This window comes from Frankia sp. CoWAU3, assembly GCF_977971855.1.
Genome location: NZ_CDWWXB010000075.1, coordinates 1 through 14251, shown reverse-complemented (window position 1 = coordinate 14251; position 14251 = coordinate 1). Strand labels below are relative to the sequence as shown.

The following is a 14251-nucleotide window of genomic DNA, read 5'->3' as shown; positions in this document are numbered from 1 at the left end:
ATCGTCGCCGAAGGGCCCGTCCGGGCCGTACGCGGCGACCTCGATGTCGATCATTGGAGAGCGCTGCGGATCCTGCAGGGGACGCAGCGGTGAGGTCGTCCCGCGGTGGTCCGCCCCCTGTTCCCACACGTTGAACTCGGCCATACTCGCCCAGACGCTGACCACCGCGAACCGGGACGGGTCCGCCGCCGACCGGTGCAGCGTGTTACCGAGCAGGCCAGGCGTGCCGACCAGCTTGGAGCTGATCTCGTGGTAAGCCCGCTCCACCGCGCCGGGATCGCCGGGCGGGTCGACCGCCCACAGCATGACCCGAACCTTCGTCGGACCGGCCACGGTCAGCTTCCCGCCGGAACGGTCAGGGAGGCCGCGCCGGCCAACTGGGCGACGACGGTACCGGTGACCATCGAGGCACTGGCACGCAGCGGGTGCAGCGCCTTGCGGTGCACCAGGTGACGCTCGCTGTGCTCGAACTCGCGAAACTTCTCCTCGTCAACCCAGTCACTGACGATGTAGTACGTGCTCGGCTCCTCCTCCGAGCGGATCAGCCACTGCCCGAGGTTCGCCGGGTGCGAGGTGACCGCGTCGCCGATCCGCAGCCAGGTCTGCTCGAACTCGCCCTCCCGACCGGGGTGGATCCGCATTGTCAGCATGATCCGAAAAGGCGGGGTCGAGGTCATCAGATGCCTCCGTCCACGGCAAAGGTGGCGCCGTTGACGTAGGACGACACGTCGCTGGCCAGGAACAGGACAACCGCGGCGACCTCCTCGGCCGTCCCGATGCGTCCCAGCGGGATGCGGTTGGTGTAGGCCGCCCTGACGGCCGGGTCGATGCCCTCGGCATGGTGGGTCTCGATGACTCCCGGGGAGACCAGGTTCACCCGGATGCCGCGGACACCGAGCTCCTTGGACAGCGAGCGGGTCAGTCCGATCAGGCCGGTCTTCGCCGCGGTGTAGTGGGCCCGCAGCGGCAGACCGACCACCCCGGAGCCGGATCCGATATTGATCACCGAACCGGAGTCCCCCAGCAACGACAACGCGCCCTGCGTGACGAGGTGAGTGGCGGTGAGGTTGGTGGTCAGCACCTGCGTCCACTCGTCCAGGGGCAGCTGCGCGTAGGGGATGTGGCTGATCGTGCCGACGTTGTTCACGACGATGTCGAGGCCGCCCAGGTGGGTGCCGGTGGCCTCGACGAGCTCGGTGATCTGGCCCGGATCGGCGACGTCGGCCTGGACGAGCAGATGGTCGCCGCCGGTGTCCTTGAGCTCGCGGCGCAGGCTCTCGGCCTCCTCGGTCTGGCGCTGGTGGCCGGCAACGACCGTCGCTCCGGCTCGGGCGAGGCCGAGCACCACGGCCCGTCCGATGCCGCGGGTACCGCCGGTAACCAGGGCGCGTCGCCCGGCCAGGTCTGGGAACATCGCTGACTGTCTCCTGTGTCAAGGTGTCGACTGGTGAGGTTCGACTGGTGAGGTGTCGGAGGTGAGCGGGCAGGAGCGGGGGCAGGCGGTGCGGGCAGGCGGTACGGGTGGGTACGTCCTCCTCAGCGAGGACCGACGGCGCGAACCACGAGGCTGCTGTTGAAACCGCCGTGGCCGCGGGCGTTCACCAGCGCCACCCGCACGGGTACACGCCGGGGCGTGCGCACGAGGTCGAGTCCATGGGCCGGATCGGGGGTGTCGAGGTTGCCCACCCCCGGGATGACCCCGTCCCGGATGGACAGCAACGCCGCGGCCACCGTCAACGCCGAGCCGCCGGCGAGGAGCCTGCCGACGAAGCCCTGCGGCGCCGTCACCGGGACCGTCCGGGCCCCGAAGACCGTGCGGATCGCCGCCGCCTCCTGGGCGTCGAGGTCCGGTGAACCAGCGCCGTCCGCGAAGACGACATCGACGTCGTCCGGGGTGAGGCCGGCGTCGCGCAGGGCCCGGCGCATCGCGGTGGCGAGCCAGCGCGCGTCCGGGGCGGGGCGTTCGTGGTGGGCGGCGTCGTGCGTCGCGGCGTAGCCGGCGATCTCGCCGTAAACGTGCGGGGCTCCCCGGGCGGCGGCGGCGGCCGGATCCTCGAGCACGAGCGTCGCGCCACCCTCACCGGGCAGGTAACCGTTCGCCCGAACGTCGAACGGCTTGTAGCCGTCCGCCGCGACGGTCGCGGTGCTGACCCGGCCACCGGACAGATGGCCGGCAATCGCATAAGGCGTCAGGCTCGCCTCGGCCCCCCCGGCGAGCACCGTCGGCGTGCCTCGGCGGATAATCCGCCGGGCCTGGGCCAGGCTGTCGATTCCGCCGGCACCGTCACTGACCAGGACCCCCGATGGCCCCTTCAGACCATACCGGATCGAGGTCTGCCCGGTCGTCGCCGCGTAGAACCAGGCGATCGACTGATAGACGCTCACCGCAGTGCGGCCCCGGGTCCACAACCGTCCCAGCTCGCGCTGTCCGATGTCGACACCGCCCGACCCGCTGCCGAACACCACCGAGGTCGCATACGGATCGTGCGCTGCCGGGTCGTAGCGCGCATCGGCCATGGCGAGGCGCGACGCGGCCATCCCGAACCAGGTCCACCGATCGGTCTGGACGATGTACCGCTTGTCGACGTAGTCCTCGACCGCGAAACCGGCGACCTCTCCGGCAAGGGTGGCGTCGTACCAGGTGGTGTCGAACCGGCTGATCGGCGCGATCTTCAGCTCGCCGCGCAGAGTTGATGCCCAGTACTCCTCCGTCCCGATGCCGCTGGGCGCGAGGACGCCGAGACCGGTGACGACCGGCCGGACCGGGGCCTGCGGCGAACCGTCCCGGTACGCGGGTCCCGCGGCCGTCGCGACGGAGGCCTCCACGGTGGCGTTCATCGCGTCGGGGCGGCGAGGACGATCGCCGACTGGAAGCCACCGAAACCGCTGCCGACCGACAGGGCCACGTCGACAGTGTGGTCCCGGGCGATGTTCGGGACGTAGTCGAGATCGCACTCGGGGTCGCGGGTGGTCCAGTTGGCGGTGGGGGGGATGACGTCGTTCTCGATCGCCAGGGCGCAGGCAGCGATCTCGATCGACCCGATCGCGCCCAGCGAGTGCCCGATCATCGACTTGATCGAGCTGACCGGGATGTCATACGCCCGCTGTCCCAGCGAACGCTTGAAGGCTGCCGTCTCGTGCCGATCGTTCTGCTTGGTGCCCGATCCGTGCGCGTTGATGTAGTCGATGTCGTCGGCCCCGACCCGCGCCGCGTCCATCGCGACCCGGATCGCCTCGGCCATCTCGACCCCGTCGGGGCGCAGTCCGGTCATGTGGAACGCGTTCGAGCGCGAGGCGTACCCACCCACCTCGCAGTAGATGTGCGCACCGCGCGACCGGGCGGCGGTGAGCTCCTCCAGGATGAGTACGGCGCAGCCCTCCCCCATCACGAAGCCGTCCCGGCTGGCGTCGAAGGGACGGGAGGCGTGTTCGGGGTCGTCGTTGCGGGCTGTCGTCGCGCGGATCGCGTCGAAGGAGGCCATCGAGATCGGGGAGATCGGCGCGTCGGAGGCACCGGCGATGACGATGTCGGCCTCGCCGTCGACGATGAGCTGATGGCCGTAGCCGACCGCGTCGATGCCCGAGGTGCAGCCGGTGGAGACCACGAAGGCTGGGCCGTGCGCCCCGAACCGGCAGGCCAGTTCGGTGGCCAGGCAGCTCGGCACCATCGCGTGGTAGAGGAACGAGCTGGCGTACCGGGGATCAACCTCCCAGTCCCGCCCGCTGTCGGAGACCTCGACGTACTCGTTCTCCAGGCGGGTGGTCGCGCCCACCGCGCTGCCGATGCTGACGCCAACGATCGGGCCGTCCCCGCCGTCCCCGCCGTTCCCGAAACCGTCCCCGCCGTCCCGCAGGTCCAGGCCGCTGTCCTCCACCGCCTCCAACGCCGCGGCCAAGGCGAACTGCGCGAACCGGTCGTTACGCGCGATCTCCCTGGCGGTCAGGCCGGCCGCCGCCGGGTCGAAGTCGCACTCGGCGGCCACCTGGGAACGGAACTGGGTCGGGTCGAAGAACGACAGTCGCCGCGTCGCGGTACGGCCGTCGGTCAGCAGGGTCCAGAACTCCTTGCGGTTGACCCCACCGGGGGCGACCACCCCGATCCCGGTGACCGCCGTCCGTCTTGGTCCGCTCACTGTCCGGACCCGTGGGGCAGGGAGTCGACGGTGGGCGCCGACGGGGTGACCGGGACGTGCGGGGCGACCGGGACGTGCGGGGCATCCGGGTCGAGCGGTACCTCGGTGTCGACGTGACCGAGGTCGGGCCGGGGTGCCAGCGGGCTGAGGTGAAAGACGAGGAAGGCGGTCTCCTCACCGGTGTTGACGACGCGGTGGCGCATCCCGATCGGGATGCACACCCCGTGGTCGGCCGGCAGGTCCTGGTACTGACCGTCCAGTCGGGCGGTCACAATGCCGCGCACGCAGTAGAGAAACTCCTCCGAGTAGGGGTGCAGGTGTTCGGTCACCACCTCACCCGGTTGGAGGGTCAAGGTGCCGAAAAAGCCCGAGGTCGAGCCCACGGTCGCCGGGGAGAGCAGCGTGCGGACGTCACCGCCGCGCCGACGGTTTGGGGTCATGTCGTGAATGCAGAGAACCTTCGGAATCCCTGTCACGGAAGTCACCGGTATCGTTCTCCTCAGACTTGTTCCGGCAGCGCGAGGGAGACCGGGGGCAGCTCGGCGGCGGCCCGCTCGACCTTCTCCCGGATCACCGACATCTCGCGGGCGGTGTTGGCGTTGATGCGGTTGGTCATCTGCTCGTTGTTCACCGGCGCCGACGGGCGCATATGGAAGTCCTGCACCCAGCGCATGCGGGTGCCGGTGCCCTCCGGCGTGTAGCTCCAGTGGATGTGCATGTACTCGAACGGACCGGTCTCGACGCGGTACGCGCGCACCTGCCGGGTAGCCGGGTCGAGCGTCCGCTCGGACACCCAACTCCACGCCGTCCCGTTCTCGTCGGGATGCATGGTCAGGCGAAACTTGAAGGTGTTCTCATGGTGCTCCAGAATCTCTACCAAGGCGTATTCGGTAAAGAGGTCAGGCCAGGACTCCAGATCGTTGGTGATGGTCCAGACGGTGTCAAGGTCGGCATCGATGAAAATCGAGTTGTCAGTGTGCCCGCTCACGTCGGCTCCGGTCGGCCTGGAAGGTATGGGACGTGGGAACTAACGGCGGATTCAGACCGTCTCGCGCTGGCCGAGAGCCGTGTTCACCGTGGCCAGGATCTCGGCGAGGGTCCAGCTCTCCGGCAGCTCGGCCGGGAGGTCCACCCCGAAGGTCCCGACCACCTCCGCCGAGAGCTGGAGGTAGGCGAGCGAGTCGAGGCCGATGTCGATGAAGGTCACGTCCAGGTCCGTCGGCCGCTCGTCCGAGGGCAGACCGGCCTGCTCGACCAGGAAGTCGAGCAGGGCATCGGCCGACCATTGCCGGGGCATGTCGTACTCCCTTTTTCATTTTCGGGTTTCGGGGTTCACATGAAAAACTGGGCGTACCGGTGGGCGGGATCCAGGACGCAGTCGCTGATGACCGGTCGCGGCCGCAGCCGGCGGGCCCGGTGCTCTGGCGGTGTACAGGAACCCGGCCGTGTATCAGAAGCCCGGTGGCGCACCGGGGGCTCAGCCGGCCGTCCACGAGTAGAAACTCTGTGCCATCGCGTCCCCGGGGGTGCGCCAGGTCTCCGGATCGTAGGCGGAGACGTATTTCCCGAGCTTTTTGCTCACGTCGACGAACAGCGGATGCTCATGGACGTTCTCGACGGTGTTCCTGACGTTAGTCGGAGCCTCGATAAGATGAAAGTAAAGGCCATGGAAGTGAAACAGGTCACGCCTGGTCACACCCACGATTCCGGGTAGTTCTCCGGCATCGGACTCGGCGAAGGTCGCCGCGATGGCGGGAGCGTCGGCAGGGTTCATCCTGGCTACGATGAGAGTCCGGTGTGACTGACCTCCGGACGGCGTGGCGGGGTTCTGCGGGACGGTAACTGAGGGACCGGTGACTGAGGGCACGAGAATCTCCTCGACATGTTCTTGGGAAGCGTGTGTTTGACCCCAGGCAAGCACGGGTACCGTATGCATGGCAAGCACGGGTACCGTGTGCATGGGCAGTCAGGCGGACCGGCCCTGACGGACCGGCCCCGGCACCTTGCGACGCGTTACAGGTGGCAGGGGAGTCCGCCGACGAACATGGAGCCGGCCGGGAGTGACCGGTGCGCGACCACCGCTTCCCACCCGACAGCCCTTCTGAAGCAGCCCAACAACCCTTCTGAAGCAGCCAGCCTTTCTAAAGCAGTCGGCTTCTCTGGCTCATCGAGAGCATGGGGCCACGCGGCGCAGCTGTCCTGGATTTCCCCTGGCAGCAAGTTGCCCTGGCAGTCAAATGCCAACCGGCGCACACGGAGAGCACAACGTGGCTACAACCGTCGCGAGCGGGCTTCCCGGTGCCCGGGGATGGTCGACACGCCGCCGGAGGAGAACCGGGATCTCGATCTCGTGGGAACCACGTCGTCCGCGCTCGGCCTCGGCCTGGTCGGGTATGGTGCTACCCAGAGCCGACTACATCCAGAGCCGACTACCCAGAACCAGCCGCTCAGAACCAGCCGCGTTGCGCGGCGAGGCTACCCGCCTGGAACCGGCTACGGGCGTTCAGCCGTGCCATCAGATCGGCGATCATGCGGCGCACGGTGCGGACGGAGACGCCCAGATGGCGCGCGGCCGCCTCATCCTTCATGCCGAGGCTGAGCAGACGCAGCAGCAGCCGTTCGGTGTCGTTCGGCGCGTCGTCACCGTCCCCGGGAGCGGCCATCGCCTCGCCGCTCAGCGGTTCGGCGGCCTCCCAGACCTGTTCGAACAGGGTGAGCAGCAGGGCGGTCAGCTCCGGGGTGCGCACGAGCAGGGTCTGGCCGGTCGCGAACCCCCGGCCCAGTCGGACCAGGCCGATCCGCCCGTCGACCGCGGTGGCGTCCAGCCGGGGATCGTCGATCATTCGGGCGTCCAGGCCATGCGCCGCCACGGTCCGCACATAGCCGGCGCCGAGCTCGTCCAGGCGCACCGACCGGGGCAGGACGCTGCGCATCACCACACCACGCCGCAACGCACGCAGTTCGACCGGCATCACCTCGCGAGTCAGGGTCGAGGACCACTCGCGCCGGGTATGCAGCGCGAGCACCTCCCGCTCGGCTCGCCCGACGATCGCGAGCAGCTCCGCACGGGCCTGGTCGGCACTGTCTATCCGCCTTACCTCGGCGGTGTCCCCGCCGGGACGGCTCTCCAGGTAGTCCGAGACGAAGGAGCTGATCTGCGCCCGGGCCAGGAGCAGCCGCTCATGGCGACGGATCAGCTGCTCGTGCTGCGCCTGGAGCAGGTGGTCGAACCCGGCTTCGGGATGCACCGCGACGTAGTGACCGGCCCGTTCGCGCGAGGGCAGCAACAGACCCAGCTCGACCAGACGATCACGCGCCCGCCCCGCGGCGACCAGTGGCTCGCCGAGCATCTCCGCCACCTCGGGCACGCTCAGGACCTCGTGGCACAGCCACAGCCGATAGGCGGCCAGGGTGACCTCATCGATACCGAAAAGATCGAGCACCTTCCCCTTCCTCGGAGCAGGATCGGGACGTGGCCGACGGACGCCGACCGGACCAGCCGTGCGCACCGGACCGACGCGGCCGCTCACCCCGACCGCTGGGGCAGGCCCGGCCGGGACTCCGCGGACACCACGTCGAGGGCGTGGCGGACCAGCGACACCAGGGACTGCCGGACCGACTCCCGCTGCCGGGCGTCGCAGAACACCACCGGACGGCGCGGATCGAGGTCCAACGCCGCCCGGACGTCCTCCACCCGGTACTCCCGCGCACCGTCGAACCGGTTCAGCGCGATGAGGAACGGGATGTCGCGCTCCTCGAAGTAGTCGATGGCCGGAAAGGAGTCGGCCAGCCGCCGCGTGTCCACCAGGACCACCGCGCCGATCGCGCCGAGGACGAGCTCATCCCACATGAACCAGAACCGGTCCTGGCCCGGGGTGCCGAAAAGGTAGAGAATAATGCTGTCGAGAAGCGTGATCCGACCGAAGTCCATCGCGACCGTGGTCGTCGTCTTCGAACCGACCGCGCTGGTGTCGTCGATCCCTATGCTTGCGGCCGTCATCGCGGCCTCCGTGGTGAGGGGCTGAATCTCGCTCACCGAACCGACGAACGTCGTCTTTCCGACTCCGAACCCGCCGGCGATGATGATTTTTACCGGATGCGGCGGCGCCGTTTCCGGCGACCCCGTTCTAGAGGGCCTGTAGTCCATCGAGCACCTTTTCGATGAGGGCAATGGAAGGGCGGTCGGAGGATCGGGCCGGTCGGGTCACGGTCACCAGGCCGGCGTCGAGCATGTCGCCGACGAGGACCCGCGCGACCCCGACCGGAAGATTCAGCCGAGCGGAGATCTCCACGATCGACTGCACGCGTTGGCAGAGCAGCGCGATGGCGCGCTGCTCATGCTCCAGCGTCCGCATCATCAGCCGGCCGTTGGGCGTGGTGGTCACCAACGCGACCAGCTCCAACGTCTGGTTCGTCGGCCGTGTCCGGCCCCCGGTGACAGCGTAGGGGCGGACGACCGGACCAGCCTCTTCGTCGAACCATTCATCATCGCGCGACATACCGGTCCTCCTGCCTTGAGAATTCTGCTGTCATCCGGTCGGTGATGGCAGGGGGCGACCGGCTGACCCACCAACCGATCGGACCCCCACCCGATCGCCGGGCCGATGTCAGAGTGGCAGCGCGGACTGCATCTGAGCCCGGAGTTCCGGGGTGAGGAACTCGCCGACCCGGGTCACCAGCAGCGCCATCTCGTAGGCGATGAGACCGATGTCCGCGCCGGGGCTGCTGAGAATGGCCAGGCACGATCCGTCCCCCACCGCGGTGACGAACAGGAATCCCTCGTCCATCTCGACAATGGTCTGCCGGACGTTTCCACCCCCGAAGAAACGACCCGCGCCGCGCGCCAGGCTGTTGAATCCGGAGGCCACCGCGGCCAGTTGGTCGGCGGTCGCCCGGTCCATCCCGTACGAGGTGGCGAGCAACAACCCGTCAGAGGAAAGCGCGATCACATAGGTGACTTCGGGCACCTTCTTGACGAGGTTGTTGAGCAACCAGCTCATGTTCTCGGACGACCCCAGCGGACGCATCAGGTCACCTTTCCTACATCGTCACCGTCGTTCGAAACCTGGCCGTCCGCCAGACCACGACCAAAGTTGTTCTGGAAGGACGACATCATGTTGCGGATCTCTTCCGGGCTCCGTTGCGCGGCGAGTATTCCGGAACGCTCCTCGGGAGTGTCCCGACGAAGCTGTGGCGCGAGACTGGCCCGCCGGGTGCGCTTGGGCAGGCCCACCTCGGTGAAATCGACGGGCAGCTGGCCGTCCGCGCCGGGCCCGGCCGGGTCGGCGGGCTCGTCCGAACGGGCCGAAGGCGCCGGGCGTCCGAGGGGGACGACCGTCTGGCCCATGGCGGGGGCCTCCTCGCGCTGGAATCCCCCGGAGCGTCCCACCGGCCGGCCCAGCGGTGAGGTGAACGGATCGGTTCGGGTGGCCTCCCGCGGGTCGGCGGAGCCGGGCTCACCACCGCACGACCGCTCCCCGGCCATGGGGCTGTCACCGAACAGCGAGGTGACACGGCTACCGGGTCCGCCGTCGCCGCCATGCTCGGAGCCGGGCGCACCGTCGTGGCCACCCGGACCGGGGACGTCCCGTCCGTCCTGGAAGGGGCCATCTCGGAAGGGCTCTTCCAGGAAGGGTTCATCCCGGAAAGATGTCTCCTGTCCCGGATGGGACGGCGGACCGCCGGGGTCGTCCGACCCGGGCGTCTGGGGATGGTCCGGGACGGCGGGGTGAGGCTGGTCCCCCGCGGCCCTGCGGCCGCCACGCGAACGGCGCGACGGCAGCGGCGGGAGGTCACCGAAGTCGCGGGAGCCGGGCTTCCCGCCCGACCCGCCGTCCGGGTCGGAGCGCGGGGTCGAGGGACGCGGCGGAGCGTCCGAAGGCCTGCCGTTGGAACGGTGCCGTGGGCGGTCGGCGACGAACCAGCTCGATCGCACCGTGGCGAAGACCGGCAGATCGTCGATGAGCGTCTCGTCCTGACCGTGCGCAGCCGCGGCCGCGTCCTCGGAGAGCGCGGGGGGACCGGCGAGGTTGCCGTCCGCGTCCACCAGCGACCCGTGGAACCGGTCCTCGTCGATGGCCGGGCCGTCGAGAGCCGGAACCCGCGTCATGGGGAGCGGCGGGGCGATCTGCGCGGGCTCCGGCCGGGCCTCCCCGTCGGGGTCGACCTGCCGCAGCAGCGTGGTCGGCACCAGGACGATCGCCATCGTGCCGCCGTACGGCGAGGACCGCAGCTTCACCGAGATGGAATGCCGCTCGGCGAGCCGACCGACGACGAACAGGCCGAGACGCTCGCTGGTCGACAGGTCGAAGGGAGGCGGGTTGGCCAGCCGCTCGTTCACGGCGTCGAACTCCTCCGGACTCATGCCCAGCCCGCGGTCCTCGATCTCGATCACGAAGCCGTTCGACACCTCGTGCCCGGAGACATGCACCGGCGTGTGGGGCGGGGAGAAGGAGGTGGCGTTCTCGATCAGCTCGGCGAGCATGTGGATGACGTCACCGACGGCGTGACCGCTGATGGCCCCTCCGTCGATCGACATCACCTGCACCCGGGTGTAGTCCTCCACCTCGGCGACGGCGCCACGGACGACGTCCTTGACCGGGACGGGCCGGCGCCAACCACGGGCCGGCTTGGAGCCGGACAGCACGATGAGGTCCTCGGCGTGCCGGCGCATGCGGGTGGCGAGGTGGTCGAGACGGAAGAGCTCCTCCAGCTCGTCCGGGTCGGTCTCCTTGCGCTCCAGGGCGTCGATCACCTTGAGCTGGCGGTGAATGAGTGCCTGGCTGCGGCGGGCGAGGTTGAGGAACGTGTCCCCGATGCTCTTGCGCATCGCGGCCTGCTCCACCGCGGTCCGCACGGCCACCGCGTGCACGGTGCCAAACGCCTCGGCGAGCTGACCGATCTCGTCCTTGCTCCGGACCTCGACCGGGAATTCCTCCTCGGCCACGTCCACCGGCGACCCGCGGTGCAGACGGTCGACGACCCCGGGCAGCCGCTCGTTCGCGACTTCGAGGGCGCCGCGGCGCAGTCGGCGTAGGTCCCGGATCATCGGGCTCGCCACCAGGAGAGAAATCACCACCGACACCACGAGCACCAGCGCCACGCCGATACCGCTGAGGAGCGCGTCGCGGGTGGCCAAACTGGCGATCTTCGTGCTGGTCGTTGCGAGGTCGGCCGCGATCCGGCGTTCGACCTGCCGCATCGCATTGATCTTCGCGTCGGAGGCCTCCAGCCAGATCTGCGGGGTAACGGTCAGCGGCTGGCCGTTCTGCACGGCGTTGACCGTGCCGTCACGCAATGTCGCGGCGGCCGAGATCGTCCGGCCGACCGTCACGTTGTAGAACTCCTGCTCGTCCGCCGTGGCCGTGGTGCGGAACTGGGCCAGCCAGGCGTCCTCCGCCCCGCTCCTGATCTGGATCTCCCGCAGCGTGGCCGCATCCGTCTGCTGGAGGAGGATCACGCGGACGACGGCGCCGCGCTGGTGGGCGATCTGTTCCTTGGCCTGCTCGATACTCACCAGTGTGGTGGCACCGTTGACCAACGAGGTGTTGCGGCTTCCGGCCGCCACCTGGGCGTCGAGAGCGAGGAGGTCGTCCACGGCACCCGAGTAGAAAGCAATGTTCTGGTCCACCTGCGCCTGGTGCGCGTCGATCGCCTTGCGCTGCGCCGAGAGCTTGCCGAGGCGTTCCGAGATCGACGCGAGCGTGGTCGCCAGAGTGTCACGACCCGCCGCGGGCAGCGCCGCCTCACCGGCCCGATAGACGGCCAGGGCCTTGTCCACCGGGCCGCGGGCGGCGAGCGCCGCCTGCTCCTGAGCGACGGCCATGTAGTTGGAACCGACATAGGAGTTCGTGGCGTACCGCTCGACCTGCAGGGCCTGGACCAGATCGTTGCTTTTGATCGAGAAGTCGGCGAGTGCCTTGATGCGGTTGGCGACCCGCACGTTGTCGACGTTCCCCCGCACCTGTATCGCGCTCAGTACCGCGAGCGCAGCCAGGGGGACGACGAGAATCACCACTAGCTTCGAGCGGATGGGCCAATTCTGGAGCATCCGGTCCTCTCGTCCGGCACCCGGGAGTCGAGTGCCTCGTGTGCGGGGGTGAGTAGTCGAGTTCCATCGGGACATGTCACCGGAAGACCACAGACGACAACACCGGGCCAGCGCATTGGAGTAGGCGGTCCGGACATCGGGTGAATGTTCCGGGGGCGCGGACAACTGTAGCGGGTGAAGAACTAGCCCGGCTGGGGGCACCCGTCTTCAACGCAAAAGGATGGCGAGGTAGCACCGGGTGACGAACATTCGCGAACGCGCAACGCGCAACCGGAACCCGCCCCGAATTACATGAGCGCAGCCCGGACCAAACAACGACGATGCGCATCAACTAGCACTGACGGGCAGCAGTAGGTACCAACTGGCACAGATCCTCCGCGACCACGAAGGCCCCGATCAACCGGTCGCACCGCGCTCGACAACGCAAACACATCACATGCTGGCATGTTGCTGGAAGCACATCGCACGATCCGAGGCCACACAGATCACACCCTCGCGGCCCACCCGACCCCCGCCCGGGCCGCAGCTCCCACCTCTTGCCAGATCATGAAGAGTGGTTCCATTGCAGACATTGCAGACATTGCAGACACCTGGCGACGGGAACTTGGGTCACCCCGCCCCAGCAGTCACCCCCGTCGACGATTGCCGATCAGGCCCTACCCGGTCCGCCGAAGCTTCAATCACTCCACAACAACTCCACGACAGACCTCCCCATCAACTCCCGTCCAATGAGCTGCTGCTGAACTGCTGCGCTAATCGCCGAGCGAGGCCCCGGCTGGCGGAAGCGGCGGAGGTCACGGAAGCGGCGGAGGTGGCACAACTACTTTCACCCGAGGCCAGCCGGTGGCACTGTGCCCCTGAGCACGGTTGACGCCCCCCGGGCACAGCCGGGTCGGGAGCACGGCCGGGCCAGGGAACCCGACGGACCGGTGAGGAGACACGGATGAGCAGCCAGATCGAGAGCGAACCCGGCCAGGGCACGCTGACGGTACGGATCAACCGCCCGGAGAAACGCAACGCCCTCACCCAGGCGATGTACCTCGCCCTCGCGGAGGCGTTCGACAAGGCCGAGACCGACCCGGAGATCCGGGTCATCCGGCTGACCGGCAGCGGCGGATCCTTCACCGCCGGCAACGATCTGGTCGACTTTCTGGCCGCCGACGCCCTCCGGGCGGAGGGTCCGACGCTGACCTTCATCCGGACGCTGGCCCGCAGCACGAAACTTCTCGTCGCCGAGGTCGACGGGCCCGCGATGGGCATCGGGACCACGCTGCTGCTGCACTGCGACCTAGTCTACGCGACCGAGCGCAGCACCCTCGGGATGCCGTTCGTCAACCTGGGGGTGATCCCCGAGTTCGGGTCGACCCTCCTGCTACCCCGCCGGGTCGGACCAGCCATCGCTGCCCGCCTCGTCTACTTCGGCGAGTCCCTCGGAGCGGCCGAGGCCGCCCGACTGGGGGTGGTGACCGAGGTGCTTCCCGACGCCGAAGCGCTACGCGCCCGGGTCGACGACCGGGTGGCGGCGCTGCTGGCCCAGCCGCCGCAGGCGCTCGCGGCAGCTCGCGCCCTGCTGCACGACGGCGGGACACCGGAGGTGTTGGCGCGCATCGACGTCGAAAGCTCGATCTTCACCGAGCGCCTCGTCAGCGACGAGGCGAGATCCGCGATGACCGCCAGGCTGCCGGGCCGCCACGGCACGTCGGCAGCCGAGGGCTGACCGACCACCCGAGGGCTGACCGACGTCGGTGTCCGCCCGCTCGATGCCGTCCGTGCGATCCGGGAGGACCATCCCCGCAACGGCGATGAGGGCGACCGGTTCGCCCCGTCCGGGCGGGGCATACCGGTGTCTGTGACCCATTCCCTGCCGCACCAACGCGACCGGGGTAGTGCCCTCGGGCACCGGCCTTGGTGGCGCCGCGCCTTCTCCTCCGGCTCCTCCGGTCCGGGGGGGTTCCCCCCAGGGCCGCGCAGAGATCACGCTACGTTGTGATCGGTGATGTTTTGTAGACGTGCTGTGGGGTGACTCGGGGCGCCCTGGGCGACACAGCGCGAGCGAGGCGTCTCTTTC

General features: G+C 69.0%; 15 protein-coding genes. 1 reads left to right on the top strand and 14 read right to left on the bottom strand.

Going from position 1 to position 14251, the window contains the following annotated elements; genetic code table 11:
- The 14 genes from AC08ON_RS09215 to AC08ON_RS09150 all read right to left on the bottom strand — a co-directional run.
- Positions 1–306 (bottom strand): antibiotic biosynthesis monooxygenase family protein (locus AC08ON_RS09215; RefSeq protein ID WP_476616789.1); only part of this gene is annotated, 306 nt, incomplete at its 3' end.
- Between the two features lie 29 nt (positions 307–335).
- Positions 336–677, bottom strand: a complete 342-nt coding sequence (locus AC08ON_RS09210) for an antibiotic biosynthesis monooxygenase family protein (protein WP_476607370.1) — start codon at positions 675–677, stop codon at positions 336–338.
- Positions 677–1414 carry an SDR family NAD(P)-dependent oxidoreductase gene (locus tag AC08ON_RS09205; RefSeq protein ID WP_476607369.1) on the bottom strand — a complete coding sequence of 246 codons (738 nt, stop codon included), beginning with the start codon at positions 1412–1414 and terminating at the stop codon, positions 677–679. Before AC08ON_RS09205 ends, AC08ON_RS09210 begins: the two co-directional genes overlap by 1 nt.
- Positions 1415–1536: 122 nt before the next feature.
- Positions 1537–2838 (bottom strand): beta-ketoacyl synthase N-terminal-like domain-containing protein, encoded by a 1302-nt coding sequence (locus tag AC08ON_RS09200; protein WP_476607368.1) that lies wholly within the window; start codon positions 2836–2838, stop codon positions 1537–1539.
- Complete coding sequence (locus AC08ON_RS09195; protein WP_476607367.1) at positions 2835–4133, bottom strand: beta-ketoacyl-[acyl-carrier-protein] synthase family protein; 1299 nt, start codon at positions 4131–4133, stop codon at positions 2835–2837. Before AC08ON_RS09195 ends, AC08ON_RS09200 begins: the two co-directional genes overlap by 4 nt.
- Complete coding sequence (locus AC08ON_RS09190; RefSeq protein ID WP_476607366.1) at positions 4130–4573, bottom strand: cupin domain-containing protein; 444 nt, start codon at positions 4571–4573, stop codon at positions 4130–4132. The genes AC08ON_RS09195 and AC08ON_RS09190 overlap by 4 nt, the downstream gene beginning before the upstream one ends.
- A gap of 59 nt (positions 4574–4632) precedes the next feature.
- The gene (locus AC08ON_RS09185; protein WP_476607365.1) at positions 4633–5121 is read right to left on the bottom strand and encodes an SRPBCC family protein; all 489 of its coding nucleotides are present in this window, start codon (positions 5119–5121) and stop codon (positions 4633–4635) included.
- Positions 5122–5172: 51 nt separating this feature from the next.
- A complete protein-coding gene (locus AC08ON_RS09180; RefSeq protein ID WP_476607364.1) occupies positions 5173–5430 on the bottom strand; it encodes an acyl carrier protein in 258 nt (85 codons plus the stop codon).
- 180 nt (positions 5431–5610) lie between these two features.
- Positions 5611–5919, bottom strand: coding sequence for a TcmI family type II polyketide cyclase (locus AC08ON_RS09175; protein ID WP_049761097.1), 309 nt, complete (start codon positions 5917–5919; stop codon positions 5611–5613).
- Between the two features lie 661 nt (positions 5920–6580).
- Entirely contained in the window at positions 6581–7576 is a 996-nt protein-coding gene (locus AC08ON_RS09170; RefSeq protein WP_476607363.1) for a LuxR C-terminal-related transcriptional regulator, read from the bottom strand.
- 83 nt (positions 7577–7659) lie between these two features.
- Positions 7660–8280, bottom strand: a complete 621-nt coding sequence (locus AC08ON_RS09165) for a GTP-binding protein (RefSeq protein ID WP_011437244.1) — start codon at positions 8278–8280, stop codon at positions 7660–7662.
- Positions 8261–8632: a DUF742 domain-containing protein gene (locus AC08ON_RS09160; protein ID WP_476607362.1), complete on the bottom strand. Its 372-nt coding sequence runs from the start codon at positions 8630–8632 to the stop codon at positions 8261–8263. The genes AC08ON_RS09165 and AC08ON_RS09160 overlap by 20 nt, the downstream gene beginning before the upstream one ends.
- A gap of 108 nt (positions 8633–8740) precedes the next feature.
- On the bottom strand, positions 8741–9160 hold the full coding sequence (locus tag AC08ON_RS09155; protein WP_476607361.1) for a roadblock/LC7 domain-containing protein: 420 nt from the start codon (positions 9158–9160) through the stop codon (positions 8741–8743).
- A complete protein-coding gene (locus tag AC08ON_RS09150) occupies positions 9160–12183 on the bottom strand; it encodes a sensor histidine kinase (protein ID WP_476607360.1) in 3024 nt (1007 codons plus the stop codon). Before AC08ON_RS09150 ends, AC08ON_RS09155 begins: the two co-directional genes overlap by 1 nt.
- Positions 12184–13126: 943 nt before the next feature.
- On the opposite strand from AC08ON_RS09150, the gene AC08ON_RS09145 reads away from it, so the two are divergent.
- Positions 13127–13900, top strand: coding sequence for an enoyl-CoA hydratase-related protein (locus AC08ON_RS09145; protein ID WP_476616788.1), 774 nt, complete (start codon positions 13127–13129; stop codon positions 13898–13900).
- The last annotated feature ends 351 nt before the right edge of the window (positions 13901–14251 follow it).

Coding starts and splice junctions, on each gene's coding strand:
- AC08ON_RS09145 (WP_476616788.1), top strand. CDS start 13,127: ATGAGCAGCCAGATCGAGAGCGAACCCGGCCAGGGCACGCTGACGGTA.
- AC08ON_RS09165 (WP_011437244.1), bottom strand. CDS start 8,280: ATGGACTACAGGCCCTCTAGAACGGGGTCGCCGGAAACGGCGCCGCCG.
- AC08ON_RS09210 (WP_476607370.1), bottom strand. CDS start 677: ATGACCTCGACCCCGCCTTTTCGGATCATGCTGACAATGCGGATCCAC.
- AC08ON_RS09155 (WP_476607361.1), bottom strand. CDS start 9,160: ATGCGTCCGCTGGGGTCGTCCGAGAACATGAGCTGGTTGCTCAACAAC.
- AC08ON_RS09160 (WP_476607362.1), bottom strand. CDS start 8,632: ATGTCGCGCGATGATGAATGGTTCGACGAAGAGGCTGGTCCGGTCGTC.
- AC08ON_RS09180 (WP_476607364.1), bottom strand. CDS start 5,430: ATGCCCCGGCAATGGTCGGCCGATGCCCTGCTCGACTTCCTGGTCGAG.
- AC08ON_RS09190 (WP_476607366.1), bottom strand. CDS start 4,573: ATGACCCCAAACCGTCGGCGCGGCGGTGACGTCCGCACGCTGCTCTCC.
- AC08ON_RS09150 (WP_476607360.1), bottom strand. CDS start 12,183: ATGCTCCAGAATTGGCCCATCCGCTCGAAGCTAGTGGTGATTCTCGTC.
- AC08ON_RS09200 (WP_476607368.1), bottom strand. CDS start 2,838: ATGAACGCCACCGTGGAGGCCTCCGTCGCGACGGCCGCGGGACCCGCG.
- AC08ON_RS09205 (WP_476607369.1), bottom strand. CDS start 1,414: ATGTTCCCAGACCTGGCCGGGCGACGCGCCCTGGTTACCGGCGGTACC.